The organism is Shimia sp. (genome assembly GCF_049116215.1).
GTDB lineage: Bacteria > Pseudomonadota > Alphaproteobacteria > Rhodobacterales > Rhodobacteraceae > Shimia.
On the sequence record NZ_JAGDZB010000005.1, the window covers coordinates 94567 to 118120 of the forward strand.

At 59.2% G+C, this 23554-nt stretch carries 24 protein-coding genes and 1 tRNA gene; 13 read left to right on the forward strand and 12 right to left on the reverse strand.

Annotated elements, in window-relative coordinates:
• Both JXR15_RS15180 and JXR15_RS15185 read right to left on the reverse strand, forming a co-directional pair.
• A complete protein-coding gene (locus JXR15_RS15180) occupies nucleotides 1-873 on the reverse strand; it encodes an FAD:protein FMN transferase (RefSeq protein ID WP_422054053.1) in 873 nt (290 codons plus the stop codon).
• On the reverse strand, nucleotides 870-2966 hold the full coding sequence (locus tag JXR15_RS15185; protein WP_422054054.1) for a 4Fe-4S binding protein: 2097 nt from the start codon (nucleotides 2964-2966) through the stop codon (nucleotides 870-872). The genes JXR15_RS15180 and JXR15_RS15185 overlap by 4 nt, the downstream gene beginning before the upstream one ends.
• Before the next feature lie 103 nt (nucleotides 2967-3069).
• On the opposite strand from JXR15_RS15185, the gene JXR15_RS15190 reads away from it, so the two are divergent.
• Nucleotides 3070-3834 (forward strand): ABC transporter permease, encoded by a 765-nt coding sequence (locus JXR15_RS15190; RefSeq protein WP_422054055.1) that lies wholly within the window; start codon nucleotides 3070-3072, stop codon nucleotides 3832-3834.
• A gap of 74 nt (nucleotides 3835-3908) precedes the next feature.
• On the opposite strand, the gene JXR15_RS15195 is transcribed toward JXR15_RS15190, so the two are convergent.
• A tRNA-Ser gene (locus JXR15_RS15195) sits at nucleotides 3909-3998 on the reverse strand.
• Nucleotides 3999-4167: 169 nt separating this feature from the next.
• Here JXR15_RS15195 and JXR15_RS15200 point away from each other — a divergent pair.
• On the forward strand, nucleotides 4168-4551 hold the full coding sequence (locus JXR15_RS15200) for a carboxymuconolactone decarboxylase family protein (protein WP_422054056.1): 384 nt from the start codon (nucleotides 4168-4170) through the stop codon (nucleotides 4549-4551).
• Nucleotides 4552-4568: 17 nt separating this feature from the next.
• Here the strand turns inward: JXR15_RS15200 and plsY are convergent, their stop codons facing one another.
• The 5 genes from plsY to JXR15_RS15225 form a co-directional block, all read right to left on the reverse strand.
• Nucleotides 4569-5180, reverse strand: coding sequence for a glycerol-3-phosphate 1-O-acyltransferase PlsY (gene plsY, locus JXR15_RS15205; protein ID WP_422054057.1), 612 nt, complete (start codon nucleotides 5178-5180; stop codon nucleotides 4569-4571).
• Nucleotides 5180-6454 (reverse strand): dihydroorotase, encoded by a 1275-nt coding sequence (gene pyrC / locus JXR15_RS15210; protein WP_422054058.1) that lies wholly within the window; start codon nucleotides 6452-6454, stop codon nucleotides 5180-5182. The genes plsY and pyrC overlap by 1 nt, the downstream gene beginning before the upstream one ends.
• Nucleotides 6455-6509: 55 nt before the next feature.
• Nucleotides 6510-6950, reverse strand: coding sequence for a hypothetical protein (locus tag JXR15_RS15215; RefSeq protein ID WP_422054059.1), 441 nt, complete (start codon nucleotides 6948-6950; stop codon nucleotides 6510-6512).
• Entirely contained in the window at nucleotides 6950-7516 is a 567-nt protein-coding gene (locus JXR15_RS15220; protein ID WP_422054060.1) for a hypothetical protein, read from the reverse strand. The genes JXR15_RS15215 and JXR15_RS15220 overlap by 1 nt, the downstream gene beginning before the upstream one ends.
• A 104-nt stretch (nucleotides 7517-7620) precedes the next feature.
• Entirely contained in the window at nucleotides 7621-8577 is a 957-nt protein-coding gene (locus tag JXR15_RS15225) for an aspartate carbamoyltransferase catalytic subunit (protein WP_283427098.1), read from the reverse strand.
• A gap of 126 nt (nucleotides 8578-8703) precedes the next feature.
• Between JXR15_RS15225 and JXR15_RS15230 the strand changes: the two genes are divergently transcribed.
• The 5 genes from JXR15_RS15230 (at nucleotide 8704) to JXR15_RS15250 (ending at nucleotide 15650) form a co-directional block, all read left to right on the forward strand.
• A complete protein-coding gene (locus JXR15_RS15230; RefSeq protein ID WP_422054289.1) occupies nucleotides 8704-9498 on the forward strand; it encodes a uracil-DNA glycosylase in 795 nt (264 codons plus the stop codon).
• Nucleotides 9495-10100, forward strand: a complete 606-nt coding sequence (locus tag JXR15_RS15235) for a metallophosphoesterase family protein (protein ID WP_422054061.1) — start codon at nucleotides 9495-9497, stop codon at nucleotides 10098-10100. The genes JXR15_RS15230 and JXR15_RS15235 overlap by 4 nt, the downstream gene beginning before the upstream one ends.
• A 9-nt stretch (nucleotides 10101-10109) precedes the next feature.
• Nucleotides 10110-10655, forward strand: coding sequence for a molybdenum cofactor biosynthesis protein B (moaB, locus tag JXR15_RS15240; RefSeq protein ID WP_422054062.1), 546 nt, complete (start codon nucleotides 10110-10112; stop codon nucleotides 10653-10655).
• Between the two features lie 138 nt (nucleotides 10656-10793).
• Nucleotides 10794-12248, forward strand: coding sequence for an efflux RND transporter periplasmic adaptor subunit (locus tag JXR15_RS15245; RefSeq protein WP_422054063.1), 1455 nt, complete (start codon nucleotides 10794-10796; stop codon nucleotides 12246-12248).
• 3 nt (nucleotides 12249-12251) lie between these two features.
• Nucleotides 12252-15650: an efflux RND transporter permease subunit gene (locus tag JXR15_RS15250; protein ID WP_422054064.1), complete on the forward strand. Its 3399-nt coding sequence runs from the start codon at nucleotides 12252-12254 to the stop codon at nucleotides 15648-15650.
• On the opposite strand, the gene JXR15_RS15255 is transcribed toward JXR15_RS15250, so the two are convergent.
• Nucleotides 15642-16460: a protein-disulfide reductase DsbD domain-containing protein gene (locus JXR15_RS15255; RefSeq protein ID WP_422054065.1), complete on the reverse strand. Its 819-nt coding sequence runs from the start codon at nucleotides 16458-16460 to the stop codon at nucleotides 15642-15644. The genes JXR15_RS15250 and JXR15_RS15255 overlap by 9 nt on opposite strands.
• A 181-nt stretch (nucleotides 16461-16641) precedes the next feature.
• Between JXR15_RS15255 and JXR15_RS15260 the strand changes: the two genes are divergently transcribed.
• The gene (locus JXR15_RS15260; RefSeq protein WP_422054290.1) at nucleotides 16642-17196 is read left to right on the forward strand and encodes a YqgE/AlgH family protein; all 555 of its coding nucleotides are present in this window, start codon (nucleotides 16642-16644) and stop codon (nucleotides 17194-17196) included.
• Nucleotides 17197-17210: 14 nt separating this feature from the next.
• Here the strand turns inward: JXR15_RS15260 and JXR15_RS15265 are convergent, their stop codons facing one another.
• Nucleotides 17211-18158 (reverse strand): L-threonylcarbamoyladenylate synthase, encoded by a 948-nt coding sequence (locus JXR15_RS15265; RefSeq protein WP_422054066.1) that lies wholly within the window; start codon nucleotides 18156-18158, stop codon nucleotides 17211-17213.
• A gap of 115 nt (nucleotides 18159-18273) precedes the next feature.
• Between JXR15_RS15265 and JXR15_RS15270 the strand changes: the two genes are divergently transcribed.
• The 5 genes from JXR15_RS15270 to JXR15_RS15290 all read left to right on the forward strand — a co-directional run bounded on the left by JXR15_RS15270 (nucleotide 18274) and on the right by JXR15_RS15290 (nucleotide 22391).
• Nucleotides 18274-19992, forward strand: a complete 1719-nt coding sequence (locus JXR15_RS15270; RefSeq protein ID WP_422054067.1) for an acyl-CoA dehydrogenase — start codon at nucleotides 18274-18276, stop codon at nucleotides 19990-19992.
• Nucleotides 19992-21035, forward strand: coding sequence for an MBL fold metallo-hydrolase (locus JXR15_RS15275; protein ID WP_422054068.1), 1044 nt, complete (start codon nucleotides 19992-19994; stop codon nucleotides 21033-21035). Before JXR15_RS15270 ends, JXR15_RS15275 begins: the two co-directional genes overlap by 1 nt.
• Before the next feature lie 15 nt (nucleotides 21036-21050).
• The gene (locus JXR15_RS15280; RefSeq protein WP_422054069.1) at nucleotides 21051-21509 is read left to right on the forward strand and encodes a DUF6173 family protein; all 459 of its coding nucleotides are present in this window, start codon (nucleotides 21051-21053) and stop codon (nucleotides 21507-21509) included.
• Nucleotides 21510-21601: 92 nt separating this feature from the next.
• A complete protein-coding gene (locus JXR15_RS15285) occupies nucleotides 21602-21736 on the forward strand; it encodes an aa3-type cytochrome c oxidase subunit IV (RefSeq protein ID WP_299418673.1) in 135 nt (44 codons plus the stop codon).
• Nucleotides 21737-21761: 25 nt separating this feature from the next.
• Nucleotides 21762-22391, forward strand: coding sequence for a hypothetical protein (locus JXR15_RS15290; RefSeq protein WP_422054070.1), 630 nt, complete (start codon nucleotides 21762-21764; stop codon nucleotides 22389-22391).
• 105 nt (nucleotides 22392-22496) lie between these two features.
• On the opposite strand, the gene JXR15_RS15295 is transcribed toward JXR15_RS15290, so the two are convergent.
• Nucleotides 22497-22820: an AzlD domain-containing protein gene (locus tag JXR15_RS15295; protein ID WP_422054071.1), complete on the reverse strand. Its 324-nt coding sequence runs from the start codon at nucleotides 22818-22820 to the stop codon at nucleotides 22497-22499.
• Nucleotides 22817-23530: an AzlC family ABC transporter permease gene (locus JXR15_RS15300; RefSeq protein WP_422054072.1), complete on the reverse strand. Its 714-nt coding sequence runs from the start codon at nucleotides 23528-23530 to the stop codon at nucleotides 22817-22819. The genes JXR15_RS15295 and JXR15_RS15300 overlap by 4 nt, the downstream gene beginning before the upstream one ends.
• Between the last annotated feature and the right edge of the window lie 24 nt (nucleotides 23531-23554).

The window sequence follows — 23554 nt, forward strand, 5'->3', positions numbered from 1 at the left end:
TCACAGGGTGATCAACTCGCCATCAAAGCTCACAAGCGTCACGCGGCGCAAGTTGGCAGCGGCTTTTATCGCCCGCACCTGATCCAAAGGTGCCAAGGTCAGCGCGGTGGAAAGCGCATCTGCCCACGCTGCGGTGTCCGCCTCAACCGTGACAGAAGACCAGAATGGCCGCGCCTTTGGATGCAGGATGTGGCCCCGCTCTCCCAGTGGGGAAGCACTCGTGTCAGACGTAGCAATCGCGCCCCGCGTCAAAGTGTGTTGCCCCATCAAACCGTGTTTTGCGTCCTGTAGGCCGAGCCGCCAGGTCCCGCCAGTGCTGCGATACTCACCAATGTTGATCAGAGCAGCGTCAAAGCCATTGGCTGTCAGCAGGTCAGCCACAAGATCGGTGGCAAAGCCCTGTGCAATGCCATTGAACGTAAGCGCCTGATCAGGCTGCAGGGATATGCGGTTGTGCGTGATTTGAACGCGGTCCCAACCAATGGCCTGTCGCGCTTGGTCTGTTGCACCGCCATCTGCCAGCGCCTGCCAAAGCGGTTGCACCGTTGGGTCAAACAATCCTTCTGTGACGTGATATGCCGCATCGGCCTGCTTCGTCAGCGCGTAAAACTCTTGGTTCGGCATTAGCTGCTTGGTTCTGTTGAGCTGGGACAGAGCGGAGGTCGGATCGTAAAGGCTAAACCCAGCCTCTACCTCTTTGATCAGTGTTTTGGCATGCTCCAGAGATGGCCCTGCCAATTCCGCTGGCCCTTTAAGCGAGATGTTCACCTCCGCGCCCAGAGCATACCCTTGCCAGCTGTGGCGCTTTGCGAGCGCTGGGCTGCCCACAAAAGCGGCGGCAATGGCGAGAAATCTGCGGCGGGATATTGTCATTGTGCGGCCATCTGTTGTTGACGTTTCTTGGCGGCAAGGATCAACGGCACGCATTGTGCCGCATCGTCATGAATGGTCACGCAGTCTAAACATTGGAAACATTCGGAATACGCCACTGCCCCGGATTTGTTGATGGCGCCGTAACTGCATTTCACCCGGCAGAGTTGGCAAGGAGAGCCACATTCTGCGCGTCGGGCAATCCAGTCCCGCCCGCGCAACAGTCCACCAATTGCCATCAACGCGCCCAAGGGGCAGAGGTAACGGCAAAAGCCTTTGAAAAGCACCATAGACAAGACCAGCAGGCCGGCGGCGTAAGCCACGTAGTACCATTCGCGCACAAAGAACGTGGTGATGGCGGTTTTGAACGGCTCAACTTCGATGGCTTTGTCCAAGGCGGCAGGGGCCATAAACAGGAGCACAAACAGTCCGGCGAGCACGACATATTTTAGGTACTTGAGGCGGACATCCCATTTGGCGTTGGGCGTGATTTGTGGCACCCGCAATATTCGCCCAAGGTGGTGCGCAAACTCCTGCAAAGCCCCAAACGGACACAACCAGCCGCAAAACAACCCGCGCCCCCAGAGGACAAAGCCGATCAATGTGGCGGTCCAGATCATCAGAGAAAACGGATCATAGAGCAGGAAGGCAAAGGATCCGCCATCCGCCACTGTGCGCGCTACGGCCAAAGGTGTGGCGATGGACAGCTGCCCCTGACCCCACCATCCGATGAAGCCTGTGACAAACGCCAGCGTTGCCAGCCGCAGAGCGGTGAAATGCTGATGCCCAGCCAGCGTATTCATCCGCCCGCCTAAGACAAAAAGCAGCCCCGTGAGAAACACACCAAGTACAATCAAATCACCCTGCCGGTTGCGCAGCGCGTCCACCCAAGGCGGCGTGGGCTGAATCACCTCAGGGCGCAGATAAAACCGTTCTGGCGTGCTATGGGTCACGTCCAGCGTCACCGAGCCGATCTCGGGCTGAAACGAGCCATGCGCCCGCAGCGCTTTCACTTTCAACGTCCACTCGCTCGCAGGATCCAATCCCAAACGCCGATCCGTGCGCAGGATCAACGCGGCGCCGTCATGCAACGCCGCCGGCACATCGTCGTTCAGCTCGATGAAAATGTCGCTGTCCCTGAAGGCGATGGGAAACCCACCTTGCTCGGCACTCAGCAAATCCGGCGCGGTGTTGCGCACAAAATCTTCGGTCACCAATCCATGACGCGCGGTTTCGATCACCAACACCGGCTCGTCCGTCGTGGCGATGGCCATAAAGTCCTGAAGCTCTTCAAAAGCGTCCGGACTCAGAGCCGCCTTGGCAATCGACGGCGCACCAATGTCGACCACCCACAGGTCCAAATACGGGGCATCCGGTTGTTCCTGCGCTTCCAGGTCGTCCTCTTCCCAAAGCGTCCCGGCAAAGGCGGCGTCCATCTCGTGATTCAACACCGTGTTCCGGGTCACTATGCCTTGTGAAACCAAGTCATTCCAAGTCAAGTCTTCTTGGTAAGTTGGGTCAGGCGACGCCGGTGGCCCCGTGGCAATGCCGCTCATTTTCTCCCGCGCAACCTGAAGCGCCGCCGCGAGAATGCTCTCATGCGCAATACGCACCGAAGCGGTGCCTTTGGTCACCCCGTCCAGATACACCAGCGCCGAGCCGTCCCCGCCGCTGCCATAGGGCGTGCCCACCACCAAACTGTCCGAAATCGAATGGCCACGATATTGCTTAAAAAAGTCGTAGAACAGCTTTTCCGGCAAGCCCGAGACAAAAATCGGCTCGTTGTGGGACAGCAGCTGCACATCCAGAAACCGCCCATCCAGATCGAGCACCACCAACAGGTTGATCGCCGCGCCGGAAAAGCCGGGCAGGGGGGCCATGGGCTCGGTTTCAAACACATACCCGGCTTCCGCGCCGCCGGAGTTCAGAAGCTGCCAAACACCTTTGTCGTTCACCGCCTCGCCAAGGCTCATTGGCGGCACAATGTAGGGCGCTAAAGCCTCGCGCGGCAAAGGCTCTGCCGCCAGTGTAAGGGCAGAGGCGCACCAAAGCAGTGCCGCAGACAAAACAGAGAGGGCCGTTGACCAGACAGACATGACCGGAGCCTAGGCAGGAACCAAAGCGCCCCCTATTGGACTTAGGTCGCAGAGCCGCAGAATGGCTTTGCTCGCGGCTTTTTCCCTATGGCACAGTGGGTGTATGAACAAGCCTCCCGTGCAAGCCCTCCCTGTCATAGTCTCGCTTTTGGGATTGGTGGGGCTGTGGGCGCTGGCCGCCAGGCTTGGCAATGATCCCAGCATTTTGCCGACGCCCGGCACTGTGTGGCAGATCCTGCTTGAAGAAATCGCCAACGGAGAGTGGCAGACACATATGCTGGCAACGTCCGGCCGCGTGGCAGCGGCCTTTGCACTGGCAATGGGATTTGGCACGGCTTTGGGCCTGGTCATGGGGCTCAACGAAACCGTGAACCGCTGGCTATCAGCTTGGCTGTTGGTTCTGCTCAACATCCCGGCACTGGTGGTGATTGTGCTCTGCTACCTCTGGATTGGCCTGAACGAGGTGGCGGCCATCACTGCGGTCGCCCTGAACAAAACCGCCATGGTGGCGGTGACCATCCGCGAAGGCGTGCAAGCGCGCGATGCTGCACTGGCGGATTTGGGACGGGTGTTTGAGATGCGCCGGCTCACTTACCTACGTCACGTGCTCTGGCCGCAACTTTGGCCTTTTGTGGCAACGGCCATGCGCAACGGGCTGGCGATCATTTGGAAAATTGTTCTGGTGGTCGAGTTTTTAGGGCGCAGCAACGGGGTGGGCTTTCAAATCCACCTATACTTTCAGTTGTTTGAAACCGGCTATGTTTTGGCCTACGCGCTCAGCTTTACTGGTCTGATGTTGCTGATCGATTTTGGCCTGATCCGGAACTTGGAAAATCGCGCCAACCATTGGCGTGTCGTGTCTATTTAAGCTGAGAAACTCGTTCAAACCGCCGCAAACCAGCACGCAACTGCGGCTATTTGTTTGTGTCGCCAATGAGGTGATGGCGGAGACGAAGGGATTCGAACCCTCGATACCGTTTCCGGTATACTCCCTTAGCAGGGGAGCGCCTTCGACCACTCGGCCACGTCTCCGCGGACCCGTATATTTGCCACATCCCTCAGACACAAGAGCCAAAACTCACGAAATTCAGAAATTTGGTGATTGGTAATTCGGCACGTGGTGGCGACCCGCAAAGAACTCTCGCGAGCAGGACAATCTGCCCCTAAGGTTCTCACAACATTCGTTTTGGGAGGACGCGACATGAGTATGGATGAGGACATGTTCCTGAAGGGACTAGAGGCGCGCAAAGCCACGCTGGGGGCTGAATATGTGCAGAACACGCTTGATAACGCCGATGAATTTCACCGCCCGTTTCAAGAGGCGATGACCGCTTGGTGCTGGGGCTTTGGTTGGGGGGACGACACCATCGATGCCAAAACCCGTTCGATGATGAACCTGTCGATGATTGCGGCGCTGGGCAAAATGACCGAATGGGAAATCCATTTGCGTGGCGCTTTAACCAATGGCGTGAGCAAAGACGAGGTGCAGTCGATCATCCACGTGGTTGGAATATACTGCGGCGTGCCGCAGGCTCTGGAGTGTTTCCGTGTGGCCAAGCGAGTGTTTGCCGAACTCGAGGCCTAGGCAACAGGAAACACGACTTAGCTCTTCTTGGCACCGATCTTCGGCTCGGTGCCAGTCCGCAGACGGGCGATATTTTCATGGTGGCGGGCAAAGACAATCACCGCCAACAGAACCGCCAGAACAACTGCGTCGCCGTAGCCCAATATCAGCATCCAGACTGCGCTCGATGCGGCGGCGACCAAAGCTGACAGTGACGAAATGCGGCTCACTGCGGCCGTCGCCAACCATGTCAAACAGCAGGCAATGCCCACCGGCCACGCCAGCGCCAGCATCAGGCCCAAGAAGGTTGCAACCCCTTTGCCGCCTTTGAACTTAAGCCACACCGGATAGCAGTGTCCTAGGAAGGCCATCAGCCCCGCCACCTGCGCTGCGTCTTCGCTGGCCATGATGCGCGCGATCAGCACGGCCACCGCGCCTTTGCCGCCATCCAAGATCAGGGTCAGTGCCGCCGCCTTTTTGCTGCCGGTGCGCAACACGTTGGTGGCGCCAATGTTGCCCGATCCAATCTCGCGCAGATTACCCAGCCCCATGACCTTGGACAAGACCATGCCAAAGGGGATCGACCCCAGCCCATAGCCAACAACCGCCCAGAGCAGCAGGGCAGGCAACGCAGTTTCCAAGACGGGCATCAATCTCTCCGGTAAACGGCCGCACCGGCCACGTAAGTTGCCAGCACCTTACCTTGCAGGCGGGCGCCGTCAAACGGCGTGTTTTTGGATTTGGACTTGAGCTTGAACCGGTCGAGCACAAACGGCGCATCCGCATCAAACAGCACCAGATCCGCAGGCGCACCTGCCTCCAGACGGCCACTGTTAAGCCCCAGCCGTTTGGCCGGGTTTAACGCCATGGCGCGGAACAGCTCCGGCAGGGTCAGATCGCCGTTGTGATAGAGCCGCAGCGCCGCAGGTAGCAGGGTTTCCAGCCCGACCGCACCAGAGGCCGCTTCCTCAAACGGCAAACGCTTGCTTTCTTCGTCCTGCGGCGTGTGCATCGAGGAAATTGTGTCAATCAACCCGGATTTCACCGCGTCTATCAACGCCAAACGGTCTTCTTCCGCCCGCAGCGGCGGCTTGATTTTGAAAAACGTCCGGTAATCCGCCACGTCCAACTCGTTCAGCGTCAGGTGGTGGATCGAGGTGCCCGCCGTCACATCCAGCCCGTTCTTCTTGGCGCGTTCCAGCGCGGGCAGGGCGCGGGCGGCCGTGATCTGATCGGCGTGGTATTTCGCGCCGGTCATCTCCACCAGCGCCATGTCGCGGTCCAACCCCATACGCTCTGCCATTGGTGACACTGCAGGCAAGCCACGCAGCGCCGCAAATTTGCCCGCCGTGGCCGCCGCACCTTTGGACAGGCCTGGCTCTTGTGGGTGGGCAATCACCAACGCGCCGCAGGAGCGGGCATAGCTCAACGCACGGGAAAACACTTTGGGGTCACTCACCACGTGATCACAATCGGTGAACGCCACCGCGCCTGCATCCAGCAGGAAACCTATCTCGGTCATCTCGCGGCCTTCGCGGCCTTTGGTCAACGCCGCCATTGGCAGCACGTTCACAGGGGCAGCTTCATTGGCGCGGCGCTCGACAAATTCCAGCACTTCCGGCGTATCAATCGCCGGGAGCGTGTCCGGGCGCGTGACCATGGTGGTGACCCCACCAGCCGCCGCCGCCGCGCCTGCGGTTTTGTAGCTTTCTTTGTGGCGTTCCCCAGGTTCGCAAACCTTCACGCCAATATCGACAATCCCCGGTGCCAGGCATTTGCCGCCGCAATCGACAACCTCATCTGCCTTTGGCGCGGCCTCATAGCCCAACTCCGCGATGACGCCATCTGCGACCAGCACCCACCCAAGGGCGTCGCTGTTCTTGGCCGGATCAATCAAACGGGCGTTTGTGAAGAGCGTGCTCATTGGTGATCTCCTTGAACCGGTGCGCGGCGTCTTTGTGTCGTTCGTTGTTGATAAGTCAAGTGCTGGCCCCGTTCATGACACGCTCAATTGCGGCCATGGTTGCCTGTGGGTCCGCCTGATATTTGATAAGGTGCTTGTCGCCGTTTTTGGTCACCACCTGCACAAAGCTGCCCAGCTTGTTCAGCTCGGCAATGTTGGTGAGCGAAATGGCGCGGCCACCGGGGCCAAGCAGCCGCTGGTTGGTCAAATCCCAACGCACGGCCAATTCATCGGACATCAGATACCCTGCGCGGACCACAACGGCGGCCAAGCCGCCAACGGCGCCGGTCCACACATAGGGATTGCCCACGGCCCACAGGATGCCCATGCCGGCTGCCATGGCGCCTGCGGCGATCCATGTGTTGGTGCGGATATAGCTGCTGCGGTCGCCTTGAAAGCTCTCCAATACGGTCTCGCCGTCCAGAAGCTCTGCAGTGGGTGTCAAAAGATCGGGCATCACAAAATCCAAAAGAGAAAGCCGCCCAGAACCAGGGCAACGAGGGGCAAAGCCAAAATGGCCAGCAGCAAAGTCAGATGCGGGTTGGACGAGGGCGCAGGCGGCACTGTGCCTTGTGTGGGGGCGGGACCCTTTGCGCTGGCATCTGGCAGCGGTTCAAAATGTACTGGCGCGCCGTCTTCTTTGTAGGTTCCAATCCAACGCAGTGGCGCTTTGGGTGACAACGTCTGCGCCACGCCGTCAAAGGCGGCGGACAGCACAATCAACACCCAGCCTTTTTGCGCCGCCAGCCGGGCTGCGTCTTCGGCAACATCGTTGTGCGCAATGCCAAGGCCTTCGATCATGTAACCGGTGAGCCCCATCTCTTCGAGATCGCTGACCGGGAACAACTCGATGAAGTCTTCATCCAAATAGGTGAAGCCCAACGCCTCTTTTAAAGGCCAGAACAGTTGGTAGCCGTCCTCATCGAAGGTTCTGCTCTGAAAGGCCTCGATCTCCTCTGACGGCACGTCGACGGCAAACAGCCGCACCAAGCCACGTTCTGAAGAGGACACCTGCACGTGCATCAGCCCCCGATCCAGACAACCAAGCCAACAAAGGCAAACATCACAATCAGGGCAACGGTGGCGACACGGCCGCTCATTTTGGGGTCTTTGGGATCTTCCATGGCTTAGGCCTCCATCACCTGTTGGGCGCGGGATTCGCGCAGGTTGCGGGCCAACAGATCCATCGCGGCCATACGCACGGCCACACCCATCTCGACCTGTTCCTGAATAACCGAGCGGTTGATGTCGTCGGCAATCTCGCCGTCGATCTCCACGCCGCGGTTCATCGGGCCGGGGTGCATCACAATCGCATCGTCTTTGGCATGGGCCAGCTTGGCGGCGTCCAGACCATAGCGGTGGTAATACTCACGCTCTGACGGAATAAAGCCGCCGTCCATGCGCTCTTTCTGAAGACGCAGCATCATCACCACGTCCACATCTTTGAGGCCTTCTTCCATGTCCTCATAAATCTCCGCGCCAAACTCCGCGAAGTTGCCCGGCACCAAAGTGGGCGGCCCAATCAGACGCACGCGATTTTCCATCTTGCCCAGCAGAATCAGGTTGGAGCGGGCCACACGGCTGTGCGCAATGTCGCCGCATATCGCGATGTTCAAGCGGTGCAACCGGCCTTTTGCGCGGCGAATGGTCAGTGCGTCCAAAAGCGCCTGTGTCGGGTGCTCGTGGCGTCCGTCACCGGCGTTCAGAACCGCACAATTCACTTTCTGCGCGAGCAGGTCTACAGCGCCGGAATGCGGGTGGCGCACGACCAGCAAATCAGGGTGCATCGCATTGAGTGTCATCGCTGTATCAATCAGCGTTTCGCCTTTTTTGATCGAACTGGCCTGCATCGCCATGTTCATCACATCGGCACCCAGCCGTTTGCCCGCGATCTCAAAACTCGCCTGCGTGCGGGTGGAGTTCTCAAAGAACATGTTGATCTGCGTGAGGCCGGTCAGCGCATCGGAGTGCTTCTGTGCGCGGCGGTTTTGATCAACGTATTGATCCGCGAGGTCCAGCACGGTGGTGATCTCTTCGGGCCTGAGCGGCTCGATCCCCAAAAGATGCTTGTGATCAAAGCGCATGTGCTGCTCCTTTTGCCGAGATTGGACCGCTTATAAGAAGGGTGAGGGGGCGGGGCAAGCGCCCGTCTTCGGGATCGGAGGCTATGCGCTCTTTTGTCTGCTCGGCTGCCGGTCTACTCTGCGGCCATGGAATCGGCATTGGACTATCATACGGCGCGCGCCTTGCTGGAATGGCATGTGGAACTCGGCGCCACCGAAGCCATTCTGGACGCGCCTCTGGACCGCTATGAGGTGCCCAAAGAAGACCCCAAGAAAAAGGCTGCTGCCGCCGCTCTGCCGGAAACACCTGCCGCGCCGGTACGCAGACCTAAGATCGATCCGGTCGCCGAGGCGGAAAAGGCGGCAAAGGCCGCTGGGGATCTCGCCGCACTGGAGCAAGCGATAGCGCAGTTTGAGCACTGCAACTTGAAGCGCGGCGCCCGCAATCTGGTCTTTGCCGATGGCAATCCAGCCGCCCGCGTGATGATCATTGGTGACGCGCCGGACCGTGACGAAGACCGCGAGGGCAAACCGTTTGTGGGCCGCGCAGGGACGCTGTTTGACAAAATGTTTGCTGCCATCGACATGGGCCGTGATGTGCCAATGAGCAAGGATGCGCTCTATATTGCGCCGGTATTGCCTTGGCGCGCGCAACGTGGTGGGGAAGTGCCGGCCCCAGTGCTGAAAATGATGCGCCCATTTCTGGAGCGCCATATCCAACTGGTGGCGCCCGACTTTATTGTGGTGATGGGCAACGCCGCCTTAGAATGTGTCACTGGCCAACGCGGCATCAACCGCGCACGTGGACAGTGGCAAACCGAATTTGACAAACCTGTGCTGCCGATGACGAATCCCGCTGACTTGCTGCGCCGTCCGGCATTAAAGCGCGAAGCATGGGCCGACCTATTGAGCCTCAAAGCCAAACTGGACACGACCCCATGAAAATCCTCGCCTTCTCCGATCTGCACCGCGCAGCCCTTGCGGCCCGTCGCCTTGTTGAGATGAGCCAGGACGCGGATTTGGTCATTGCCGCTGGCGATTTTACAAACCACCGCATAGACCTGCCAGGAGCCTTAGACCTGCTCGCAGGCATCACCGCGCCGATCGTTATGGTGCCGGGCAACAACGAAAGCGAAGACGAACTGCGCGCCGCTGCGCCCAGCAACGCCACAGTCCTGCACGGCGAGGCGACAACTTTCGAAGGCCTCAACATCTTTGGCCTCGGATACGCTGTGCCTGTCACGCCGTTCAAAGACTGGTCCTGTGATATTGATGAGCCCACCGCCGCCAAAATGCTGGCTGCCTGTGACGCCGCTGACATCCTGATCAGCCACTCGCCGCCAAAAGGCCATGTTGATGTCACCTCCACCGGCCTGTCGCTTGGTTCCACAGCGGTGCTTGAGGCAATTGAGCGCATTGCGCCGCCCTTGGTCCTATGTGGTCATATCCACGATTGTTGGGGTCAGGCGTCTCAGGTTGGCCCGTCCAAAGTTGTGAACCTCGGCCCCACCGGCACGTGGTTTGACATCGCCCCATCCGCCTAGGAGACTGCCATGGGCCGCATCGACGAAAGCAAAACCTTCATCCCCGTGAAGATCGCTATCCTGACAGTGAGCGACAGCCGCGACCTCAGCCAAGACCGCTCCGGCGACACTCTGGTGGCCCGGCTGGAAGAGGCGGGCCACGTTCTGGCCGACCGCGCCATCATCAAAGATGAGCGGGCCGAGATCGCGGACCAATTGCGGACATGGTGCGCGGATGCGGCCATTGATGTGATCATCTCCACCGGCGGCACTGGCCTCACAGGACGCGACGTGACCGTGGAGGCCCACCGCGACGTCTATGAAAAAGAGATCGAGGCCTTTGGCACGGTCTTCACCATGGTTTCGATGCAGAAAATTGGCACCTCCGCCGTGCAGTCCCGCGCCACGGGCGGTGTGTCCAAAGGCACCTATCTCTTTGCGCTGCCCGGCAGCCCCGGCGCCTGCAAAGACGCCTGGGACGAAATCTTGAAGTACCAGCTGGACTATCGCCACATGCCCTGCAACTTTGTGGAAATCATGCCGCGGCTGGACGAGCATTTGAAGCGCAGCAAATAATCTTGCGCCTCCGCAATTTTTTTTGACAAAAAATGTGACGGAACGTTCGCAGACATCCGTATCACCTTAGCGTGCCTTGGCTTTTGGTCCGGGCAGGCGCATCATGGACTGTACCACCGACGCTGGGAGGCGAGGCAGATGAGATTTTTGCGGCAAAGTCTGACGGGGCTGTTTTTGCTCTCGGCCACTGTGGCTTTGATCCTCTATGCGGGCAGCCTTGTGATGAACGCGGTGGAAGAGCGCATGGCGCAAGAGAGCAAAGGCCCACCTGCGCGCGAGCGCGTCTTCACCGTCAATGTGAAAATCGCAGAACCCGGTGCCGAAACGCCAGAACTCGTGGCTTTTGGTGAGGTGCACAGCCGCCGCTCTCTGGAGGTGCGCGCGGCTGCGGCGGGCACGGTGATATTCCTGTCTGAGAACTTTGAAGACGGCGCCACTGTCAATGCGGGTGAGGTTCTAGCCAAAATCGACCCCACCAAAGCCCGCTATGCCCTGGATCGGATTGCCGCTGACTTACTGGACGCCGAAGCCGAACAGCGCGATGCTGATCGCACCCTGATCCTGGCGCAGGACGAATTGAAATCTGCTGAGGCGCAATTGGGTCTACGTCAAAAGGCCTTTGATCGTCAAATTGACTTGCAAGATCGGGGCGTGGGCACCGCAGCCTCTGTGGAAGTGGCGGAACTGGCTCAGGCGGCCGCACGTCAATCGGTGCTGTCTAACCGCCGTGCGCTGGCCCAAGCAGAAGCGCGTGTGGATCAGGCGGCAACCCGTTTGGACCGCACCAAAATTCAGCTGGCGGAAGCACAGAAAGACCTAGACGACACTGTCATCACCGCTGACTTCTCCGGCACACTGTCTGAGGTCAATATTGTACAGGGCGGGTTGGTTTCCATGAACGAACGCCTCGCCACGCTGATTGACGCCGAAGCGCTCGAAGTGGCGTTTCGTGTCTCGACCACGCAATATGCCCGGCTGCTGGATGACGCCAACAATCTGCATCGGGCTGAGGTCAATGTGGCCATGGATGTGCTGGGCGCCGATCTGACGGCCACCGGTGTGATCACCCGTGACGCCGCTGCAGTTGGCGAAGGCCAAACTGGGCGGGTTTTGTACGCGCGATTGGACGCCCCCCGTGGCTTGAAGCCGGGTGATTTTGTCACTGTACGTGTGCGTGAACCAGAACTTGAGGACGTGATCCGCCTGCCTGCAACCTCTATCAACGCGGTCAGCGAAGTACTGGTCGTGGGCGAAGGTAATCGCCTGACCACGCAAAATGTGCGCCTTGTGCGCCGCCAGGGCGACGATGTTCTGGTCCGGGGGCGCGGTTTGGCGGGCCAGCAAGTGGTCACCCGTCGCACGCCACTTCTGGGCGAAGGTATCGCCGTGAAACCATTGACCGGCGGAGAGAAAATCCCCGACGCCCCAGCCATGGTCGCTTTGAGTGATGAGGAACGCGCCAAGTTTGTTGCCGCAATCGAGTCCAATGGGCGCATTCCGTCAGACGCCAAAAAACGCATGTTACAGGCGCTTAGCCAGCCGGAAGTACCCGCACGTATGGTCGAACGCCTGCGCAGCCGGATGGGAGGCTAAGCCATGCGAGAAATTGGCGACCGCGCCAGCGGCATTCTGAGCTACTTCACCCGACACGCCACCGCCGCAAACCTGCTTTTGGTGGTGCTGATCCTTGCCGGCATCGCCGCCATGCCCCGCATGCGGGCGCAGTTTTTCCCTGATGTTGTGATCGACAATGTCTCCGTGTCCATTGCATGGGAAGGGGCAGGGGCCGAAGATGTCGACGCCGCTATTGTGCAGGTTATGGAACCCGCTCTGTTGGCTGTGGAAGGTGTGGAAAGCACCGCGTCGCGCTCCACCGAAGGCAGCGCCCGCATCACGCTTGATTTTGAACCCGGCTGGGACATGGCGCGGGCCACTGATGACGTGCAGGTGGCTGTGGATGCCGTGAATACCTTGCCGGAAGAGGCCGAGGACCCAACAGTACGACGGGGCGCTTGGCGCGATCGCGTCACCGATGTGGTCATTACTGGCCCCGTGGATGTGAACCAGATTGCCCGTTTCGCGGATGAGTTTGTCACGCGGCTTTATGCCGAAGGCGTGACCCGCACCACCATTCGCGGTTTGGCGGAACGCCAGACCATTGTGGAAGTCTCTTCGGTGGACTTAATCACCCACGACATCACAATGGAGCAAATCGCGCAGGCTGTGGCCCAGGAGGTCAACGCTGACCCTGCAGGCGACGTGACCGGTGCCTTTGCCCGTGTGCGCACCGGTGTTGAGAAACGCGCGCCCGATGAGATTGCTGGCATTGCCCTGCGCTCCAATTCCGACGGCACCAAGCTGACCGTGGATGATGTGGCCACCGTGCGGGTCGAGGGCGTGGATCGCAATCGCACGTACTTTGTGGGCGACGATCCGGCCATGTCGATCCGCGTCGACCGTACCGATGCAGGCGACGCCATCGCCATGCAACGCGCCGTGGAAGAGGTGGCCGCAGAGATGCAGGCGACCTTGCCCCAGGGCGTGAAACTCGAGTTGATCCGCACCCGCGCAGAAGCCATCACCGGCCGTCTCAACCTGCTGATCGACAACGGGTTGATGGGGCTGGCGCTGGTGATTGTGCTGCTGTTCCTGTTCTTGAACGCCCGCACCGCTTTCTGGGTGGCCGCAGGCATACCAACGGCGATGTTTGCCGCCGTGGCATTGATGTATGCCGCCGGGCTCACGATCAACATGATCTCGCTCTTTGGTCTAATCATCACGCTTGGCATCGTGGTCGATGACGCAATTGTGGTGGGCGAACACGCCGACGCCCGCGCGCGACGGTTGAATGAACCGCCTTTTGTTGCCGCCGAAAACGCTGCCAAGCGGATGTCGCTGCCGGTGTTTTCCTCCACCATCACCACCGTGATCGCGTTCTTTGGCCTCACCGCCATTGGCGGGCGGTTTGGCGACCTTATTGCGGACATCCCCTTTACGGTGATTGTGGTGCTCATGGCCTCGCTGGTGGAATGCTTCCTGATCCTGCCGCACCACATGGCCCATGCGATCAAGAACTCCGCCAAGGAGCATTGGTACGATGTGCCGTCCCGCGTGGTAAACCGAGGCTTCCGATGGGTCCGAGAAACCCTGTTCCGCCCTTTCATGCGCTTTGTGATCTGGGCACGCTACCCCATACTGGCGATCGCGGTTGTTGCATTGGCCACGCAAGCGGCATTGTTCATTGGCGGCGACGTGAAGTGGCGTTTCTTCAACGCGCCTGAGCGCGGGTCTGTCACCGGCAACTTCGCCATGTTGCCAAGCGCCACCCGGGCGGACAGCCTCGCGATGATGAAAGAGATGCAGCGCGCCACAGAAGAACTAGGCAAAGAATACGAAGAGCGCCACGGCCGCAATCCGCTGGACTATGTGATTGCCGAAATCGGTGGGAATTCCGGCCGTTCTCTGCCGGGGTCTGAAAGCCTTGACCCTGACCTCTTGGGCGGCATTGCCATTGAACTCATCGACGCCGACCTGCGCCCCTATTCCAGCTTTGCCTTTGTCGGAGAGCTGCAAGACCGCGTCGCGCGTCATCCTTTGGTGGAAACCGTGAGCTTCCGCGGCTGGCGTTCTGGTCCCGGTGGTGATGCGCTGGACGTGCAGTTTTATGGCGCCGACAGCGAAACCCTCAAATCCGCCAGCGAAGCCTTAAAGACTGCGCTGGAAGAGTTTGGCGAGGTCTCCGCCGTGGAGGACAATCTCAGTTACGATAAAGAAGAGTTGATCCTTGAATTAACCCCGCAAGGCCGCGCTTTGGGCTTCTCTATCGACGCGCTGGGCCGCGTGCTGCGCCACCGTCTCAATGGCATCGAAGCCGCAACTTACCCCGATGGTCCACGCAGCGCCGCCATCCGTATCGAACTGCCCGAAGGCGAACTGACGGCGGACTTCCTCGAAGGCAGCCTGATGCGCACGCCCAACGGCGCCTATGTGCCGCTCGCGGATGTTGTGACTGTGCAAAGCCGCACTGGGTTTTCGACGGTGCGCCGCGAAAACGGCGTACGCTTGATTTCCGTGACCGGCGATATTTCTGAGGATGATCCCGCCCGCGCCGAAGCCATCCTAGAGCAGTTGCGCGTCGATATTCTGCCAACCATTGCCAGCGAAAAACAGGTCGAGTGGCGGCTCGCAGGTTTGGCGGAGCAGGAAGATGAATTCCTCAATGACGCCCGCTCGGGTCTGATCCTCTGTCTTGCTGGCATTTATCTGGTGCTCGCCTGGGTATTCTCCAGCTGGACCCGTCCCATGGTGGTCATGGCGATCATCCCCTTTGGCTTGGTCGGCACCATATACGGCCATTGGTGGCACGATGTGCCGCTGTCGATGTTCACCGTAGTTGGCCTGCTGGGCATGACAGGCATCATCATCAACGACAGCATCGTGCTGATCACCACCATCGACGACTACGCCAAGGACCGTGGCGTGATCCCCTCGATCATTGACGGCGCGGCGGACCGCTTGCGCCCGGTGTTCCTGACCACAGCCACCACCGTGTTAGGCCTTGCCCCTCTGCTGTTTGAGCGCAGCGCCCAAGCGCAGTTCCTCAAACCCACCGTGATCACGCTGGTCTATGGGCTGGGTTTTGGCATGTTCCTTGTGCTGCTGGTGGTGCCAGCATTGGTGGCGATTCAGTATGACTTCACCCGCCAAATGCAGGCTTTGCGACGCGCCCCTCGCGCAAAAGGCATCCGCGCAGGTGTCTTCCTCTGCGCCACGGTCATTGCCGCGTGGCTGGTCGCCACTTTTGGTTGGGTGTTGCTGAACGGTGAAATCCACCCGCTTCTGGCCCAAACCGGCCTGCCCACGGATACCTTCAACAGCGCATTCCCGGCGCTGTTGCTGTTCCTTGTCGGCGCGTGGTTGATTTCGGTTGGCGGGTATTTGGTTGGCGTCGCTTGGATGATCTTACGCGTTTGGCGTAAAGCGGCCTCAGCCTGAACAGCCGATAATATCCACCGCATGGTTGGCACCCAGCACAGTGAACCGCAGATCAGCGCGGTTCACCATGAAAGAACTGGCGTCCACATGCATCATCTCGGTTTCGGTCACCAAGGCGCCACCCTGCCGCTTGGTGGTGCCTTCCGCCACCCAGACCTTTCGATCGGCGGTTTCCACCACGGCCACTTCAGCACCACCCGCGCTGGGCATATGAATGGTCGCCTTCAGCGCCACACCGTTTGAGGTCGGCGTAAGCTTGCAAGTCACCTTGCCCACGCCAGCCTCACGCGCTGTCAAAGGCTGATCCACCAGCGCCGCGGTGATCTCCGCATCGCGTGCCCCACTGGGCGGCAACTCTGCCTTGACCTTCAGCCGCTGCGGCACACAGATCTCGCGGCAGACGCCGATGTCGAGCGTGGCCTTCACACGGACGGGCTTGCCCGCATCTTTTGGCGAAATCTTTATCGGCAATACCAGAGCGTCGGTATAACCAATCGAGCGCATGCCATTTTGGTCGAACACTTCCGGCGTGGGCCACGCCAAGGAGACAGACCCTATATTGCGCGATCCGTTCCAGGTGATCTGTGGCGGAATACCCGCATCTCCCGGCGCCCGCCAATAGGTCTTCCACCCCGGGTTCAGGGTGATTTTCACCGCTGCCATATGGGTGCCATCCGAATCCCGCCACCCCGGCAACACTTCGGCCTGCACCACTTGGTCAAAGGATTGGGCCGTAGCTTCGATGGGGGCGAGGGCAGGGGCCATCAGCGCCGCAAGCGCCAGAGAGGGGAGGAGGGAACGTTTGGTCATAGGCAACACATGCGCCATTGCGCCCCGAAAACCAACTCACAATCCGATCAGAAAACCGCGAGCGATTGAAACAGTTTGCTTACCTCTTGCGTCTAACCTCTGCGGGACACATGTTGAAAGCAGGCGTCGACATTCAACGTATGAGGTCCCCTTGGACACAACACAAGACACTGACACGCAAATGGATTTGACCGGACAGCTTCTCATTGCCATGCCAGGCATGAGTGACCCGCGCTTTGCCCATTCCGTTGTGTTCCTCTGCGCCCATTCCTCAGACGGGGCCATGGGGTTGATTGTGAATAAGGCGATTGACGGCGTGAACCTGTCTGATCTGTTCGATCAACTCTCTATCGAACCCAAGTCCCCTGACGCCACATCCACGCTGCATTTTGGCGGACCTGTGGAAACCGGTCGTGGCTTTGTGTTGCACTCGCCGGAGTATAAATCTGATCTGTCAAACTTGAAGGTTGGGGCAACCTTCGCGTTGACCACAACTCAGGACATCCTCGACGACATGGCGCAGGATTTGGGCCCGCATAAGGCGCTCACCTTGCTGGGCTATAGCGGTTGGGGGCCGGGGCAACTGGAAAATGAGATTGGCGACAATGGCTGGTTGGTCGCTGATGCCACCGACCAGATTGTCTTTGAAACAAGCAATTCAGACAAATGGGCTGAAGCTTTAAAAAGCATTGGGGTGGATCCCCTGACGCTCAGCTCCGCAGCTGGTCACGCTTAAGACCCTCTTTGTCTTTAACTGTCTCGAGGCGCGGCCGCGCGGCGCAAACGGTCATTAATCGCACGGCCAAGACCGTGGTCAGGAATGGGTGAAACCGCAATTGGCGCGTCCCCGTCAGCATCCAAAGCATGCAGATGGTGGAAAAGGTTGGCCGCTGCTTCGGTCAAATCGCCCGCGGCGCTGAGGTTCAAAGCAGCCCCGTCAACTTTGCCAAATCCCAGGAGGCGCTCATCTTCCGCAATCTCAACCGCATTCAAGCGCACCGACGCGCCCGGCGCATAGTGCGACAACATCTGCCCGGGGGCGGTCAGCGGATCTGCCTCCGAGCGGATGAGAACCGGACGTCCCAAAGCGGCTTCTATAGCTTCCTGCGGCAAGCCGCCGGGGCGCAGTAATGTGGGTTCGTCAAACAATCCAAGGATGGTGCTTTCCACACCAACGCCGCACTCGCCACCGTCTACCACAGCCTCGATCCGACCGGACAACCCGTTGACCACATGTTGGGCGCGGGTGGGGCTGATTTTGCCTGATGGATTGGCCGACGGCGCGGCCACTGGCCCGTCAAATTCGCTGAGCAAGGCCCGCGCCACGGGGTGTTCCGGCACGCGAATTGCTAGGGTTGGCAGGTTGGCTGTCACCAGTGGCGACAATCCAGAATCATCTCGCAATGGCAGCACAAGGGTGAGCGGCCCGGGCCAGAAGGCGGCGGCCAGCCGGTCCGCCATATCGGTCCATTTTACGTAGCGTTTTGTCGCAGCCACATCCGCCACATGTACAATCAACGGATTGAAGGTTGGGCGGTTTTTGGCCTCAAAAATCCGCGCCACGGCCTTGTCCTGACGCGCGTCTGCGCCAAGCCCATATACGGTTTCCGTGGGGAACGACACCAATCCGCCACCCCGCAGAACCGATGCTGCACGCGCATATCCTGAGTCATCAGGGGAGAGGATTTCTGTGTCCAAGAGGCGCTCCTGTGACGCTGCGTTTTTCTGTGATCGTCTCAACAAGACCCTTACCGTAAGGCCCAAAGCTGCATACAAGCAGCAGCACTTATTGCCAAGCCTGCCGGAGAGACAGATGCCCTTTCGCGCCCCAGTAACCGATTTCCAGTTCCTTTTTGATCACGTGGTGGATTTTGCAAATGTCTCCGCAACTGAGCGTTTTGCCGATGCGGACCGTGACACAACTGAGGCGATCCTGCTCGAAGCAGGCAAGATGGTTGACGAGGTCATGGCGCCAATCAACCGCAATGGTGACCTCACCCCGGCGGTGTTGGAAAATGGCGTTGTGCGCACCTCTCCCGGGTTTGCCGACGCTTATAAGGCCATTGCCGAAGGCGGCTGGATTTCCACCGGAGCGTCGCCGGAATACGGCGGCATGGGCCTGCCACACACCATCACCACCGCAGTGAACGAAATGATGGCGGCGGGCTGCCTTTCGTTGCAACTCAACCCGCTGATGACCCAGGGCCAGATCGAAGCACTGGAGCATCACGCGTCCGAGCAGATCAAAGCCACCTATCTGGAAAAGCTGATCACCGGCGAATGGGCCGGCACCATGAACCTGACCGAGCCTGCCGCAGGCTCTGACGTGGGCGCGTTGAGCTCCAAAGCTGTGCCAAACGATGATGGCTCTTATGCTGTCTCCGGTCAGAAGATCTTCATCAGCTGGGGCGACAACGATTTCACCGGCAACGTCTGCCACCTGGTGCTGGCTCGTCTGCCTGACGGTGTGCCCGGCACCAAAGGCATCAGCCTCTTCATCGTGCCCAAATACATCCCGGACGAGGCAGGTAATCCCGGCGTGGCTAACACCCTGGGTGTGGTCAGCCTCGAGCACAAAATGGGCCTGCACGGGTCTCCAACTGCCGTGATGCAGTTTGACAACGCCAAAGGCTGGCTTGTTGGCGACGCCCATGATGGCATGAAATGTATGTTCACCATGATGAATAACGCCCGCCTTGGCGTCGGTGGTCAGGGCGTTGGCGCGGCCGAAGGCGCCTACCAAATGGCGCTGGAGTATGCGCTCGAGCGCAAGCAAGGACGCACCCCGGTTGAGGGTGGCGGCACCATCATTGACCACGCGGACGTGCGCCGCATGTTGGCGGGTATGAAAGCCGATATCTTTGCGGCCCGCGCCATCGAAATGGCCTGCGCAGTTGCCATCGACATGGGCACCGCCACAGGTGAAAAAGAATGGAAAGCCCGCGCGGCCTTCCTGACTCCCATTGCCAAAGCCTTTGGCACCGACGTGGGCATCAAAGTCTCTGAGGACGGCGTGCAAGTGCACGGCGGCATGGGCTTTATTGAGGAAACCGGCGCCGCGCAATTCTCTCGTGATGTACGTGTGACCGCGATTTATGAGGGCACCAACGGCATTCAGTCTATGGATCTTGTGGCCCGTAAACTGATGGACGGTGGTGACGCCGCCTATGCGCTGCTCGATGAAATCGAAGACTGCGCCGAGAAGGTCCGCGAAAGCATGGCTGATCTGGCCGAGCCTCTGTGGCAGGCCACCGAAACCCTGCGCGAAGCCACCGAATGGATGGTCGCCCAAGGCAACATGAACGACCGCTTTGCCGGCTCCGTGCCTTTCCTACGCGGCTTTGCCCGTGTGCTGGGGGGCTACTACCACCTGCGCGCTGCCATTGCCGAAGGGGGCGAAGGTCCACGCAGCAAGCTGGCGAAGTTCTACATCCGACGCCTGTTGCCAGAGCACGCCGGTGTGCTGGTCCACGCGATGCAGGGCGCAGAGGATCTCTACGCGATCACTGCCGAAGATCTGGGCGCGGCCTGATGCAAGATGGCGCGGCAGGCATCCGCTATCCTTGGGACACCCCTCCAGCTGAGGGAGAAGCCATCGAGGTGGCCAAAGGTGTCCTCTGGATGCGTCTGCCGCTGCCGATGAAGCTCGACCACGTCAATGTCTACGCGCTGGACGAGGGCGACAGCTGGACCATTGTCGACACTGGGTTTGATAGCAAGCGTGGCCGAGGCATCTGGGAGACCCTGATGGCCGGCCCCTTGGGCGGCAAGCCGATCTCCCGCGTGGTGGTGACCCATCACCATCCAGATCACGTGGGTCTCGCCGGATGGTTTCAATTTGAATACGGCGCCAGCCTCTGGACCACGCGCACCGCTTGGTTGTTTGCGCGCATGTTGCAACTGGACGAACAAGCCGTGCCACGCCAGGAAACGCTGGATTTTTACCGTGCCTGCGGCATGGATGAAGAGATCTACAATCAGCGATCCAGCGAACGGCCTTTCAATTTTGCCGATGTGGTTACTCCGATGCCCCTGGGCTTTAAACGCATCAAGCAGGATGACGTGATCGAAATGGGTGGTCGCAAATGGACCGTACATATCGGCAATGGCCACGCGCCGGAGCACGCCACCTTCTGGTCACAGGACGACAACCTTGTGCTGTCCGGCGATCAGATTCTGCCCTCAATCAGCTCCAACATCGGTGTTTATGCGACAGAACCTGAAGCGGATCCTGTGGCCGATTGGCTCGAAGCCTGCGAAAGGCTCAAGCAATACGCCCGCGATGACCAATTGATCCTTGGTGGCCACAAGCTGCCGTTCACCGGTGCGCCCCTGCGTATGCGGCAGTTGATCGACAACCACCATGGCGCGCTCAAGCGGCTTGTCGAGCATCTCGACACGCCACAAACTGCCGCTGAATGTTTCTTGCCGCTGTTCAAACGCCAAATTGATGGCGGGGCTTACGGGCTTGCGCTTGTTGAAGCCCTTGCACATCTCAACCATCTTTACCAAGTTGGCGACGTAAGCCGCACCACGCGCGAAGACGGCGCGTATCTATGGCAACGGATCGAATAACAGGCGCGAACACCTATGACTGACGACATCAAAACCACCGCAGAGGCCATCGAAGCGGAGGCTTTGCCACGCTTATACGAAGTGCATTCTGACCCTGATGCTGAAACCGTGGCGGTGCCCGAAGACATTGCCAAACAACCGGTGAAGCAGAAAAGCGCTGCGGAATGGGCCTACGAACGCCTGATCCTCTATATCCAGAACTTCGAAAAGCAGCTGGATAACGAACACGAAGTGGCGATGGGTTTCGTGGGCGGCGAAGCTGGCGTGCTGCGCATTGAGGGCATGGGCTTCTTTGATCCAGATATCGTGACCTTCTACGGCACCGACAGCAGCGGCATCAAAACCCAGCTGGTCCAACACGTCAGCCAGCTTAACGTGATGCTGCGGGCCTTGCCGAAACAGAAAGACACCGACGAAGCGCCTTCGCGGATTGGCTTCCGCCTGGCTGAAGGCCTCAAGAAAGACAGCGCCTGAGGCCGAGATCACTTCCTGCGACACCTGAGTGGGTGACAGGATCAGATGAATCAGCTATCCAGCGCTTTAAGCAGACAGGAAGGATTACTCCCATGGCGGAACACAAGCACGGTTCGATGAACATCGACGCTCAAGAAAAAGCATTTGCAGGATTCATCAAGGCCTCCACATATGTGTCGGTTGCTGCAATCGGCGTTCTGATTTTCCTGGCGATCTTCAACAGCTGATCGCATCGGGCGGGGGGGCCCTTTTATGAATGTTTTGGTTCGTGGTTTGGCGCTTTTGGTGCTGGTGGCCTCTGTGTCCGCGTGTTCGGTGCGCAATCCGGTGTCGGACAACTCACCGGATGCCGCTGTGGAGGCTGCGCGCTATGTGCATGACGGCCCCAGACAGCTGACGCTCTACACAATGATCTCCAACGAGAGCGGATCTGGCGCCCATACGTCGTTGATGATCAACGGCAGCCAACGGGTCGCTTTTGATCCGGCAGGCTCCTTCCGCAAAGAAGGCGCCATCGTTGCCAAAAACGATGTTGTCTACGGTATGACGCCTTACATGGTGGATCAATACACCCGCTTCCATGCGCGGGAGACCTACCATGTGGTGGTGCAGTCTATCGATGTGAGTCCACAGGTGGCAGAGATGGCCTTGCGCAAGGCGCAGACTTTGGGGCCGGTCACAGAAGCCCAATGTGCAAAATCAACATCGGCACTGCTGCAGACACTGCCAGGGTTTGAGGACGCACCGCAGTCTTATTATCCGCGCAAGCTGATGGACTACTTTGCCGACAAAGGCGCGACTTATGATCGTCTGTTTGAGTATGACGATGATGACAAGTCCAAGGTACTCGCGGCCTTTGTGCCGGAATACGAACGTCAGTAGCACTTGGTAAATGATGCACAGAAGCGCCCCACGGGGCGCTTTTTTGTGCGCGCATCGCCACAGTCGCAAAACAGTCGTGATACCGACGCAATACCGACGTGGATTTTAGAGGAAATACAGCCCCAAAAACAACGTCGCCGCGCCGCCAAAAATGGCTGCCAAAACGTTCTTGGTGACATAGCCAATCCCGAGCGTCACAGCCGCAGCTGCCAGGCGTGCAGGATCAGGTTGCCCTTCCGTTGCCGCAGGCCACAGCACAAGCGGTGCCACCAATCCTGGCAGTACGGCGACAGCGGTGTAGCGCAGGTGTCGCAGCACCCATTCCGGCATCTCACGGTCGCCGATCACGCCCAAAAACAGGTAGCGCAGACCAAAGCTGCCCAGGCCCATGGCGACAATGATCACCCAGATGGTTGTGCTCTCGCTCATGGCATGTCCTTGTTTTCGATGCGTAATTCCACAAATGCGCCAGTTACCATTCCGGCAATGCCAGCCACGATCAAACCAAGGTTCCATGGCAGGAAGGCAAAGAGCAGTGCGCAAATCACAGACACCACCGCCGCCGCAATATGCGCCTTTGTGCGTAGCATCGGGCCAATCATCGCCAAGAAGGTGATCGGGACCGCAAAATCGAGCGCAAAGCTGTCCGGAATGGACTGCCCAACCAATGCGCCGACGAGTGTGGCGAGATACCAATTTGGCAGAACCGGAGAGATAACCCCCGCAAAATAAGAGGTTTTTTGAGCCAGTGTCATTTTTGGCCGTTTCTCATACTCCATGACCGAAAGCGCGTAACTTTGGTCCACCAAACTATACGCCACCAACGCCCGCCGCCACGCGGGCAGGGCACCCAAGTGCGGGGTCATGGAGGCAGAATACATCGCCATGCGCAGGTTCACAGCGAGGGCTGAGGCGATCACCACCAATGTCGGCGCATTGTCCGCCATCAGTTGCAAAGCCGTGAATTGCGCGGCCCCCGCAATGACCACAATCGAGAAGCTCATGACCTGCACCAAAGGCAGCCCCGCCTCGGTGGCCACTACGCCAAACAACATGCCAAACGGCCCCACTACGAGGACAAACGGCAACCCATCCCGGAAGCCGCGCCAGAAGGTGGACCTATCCCAATATGACGCCATAATAGCCTCGCTGAAATGTACCTT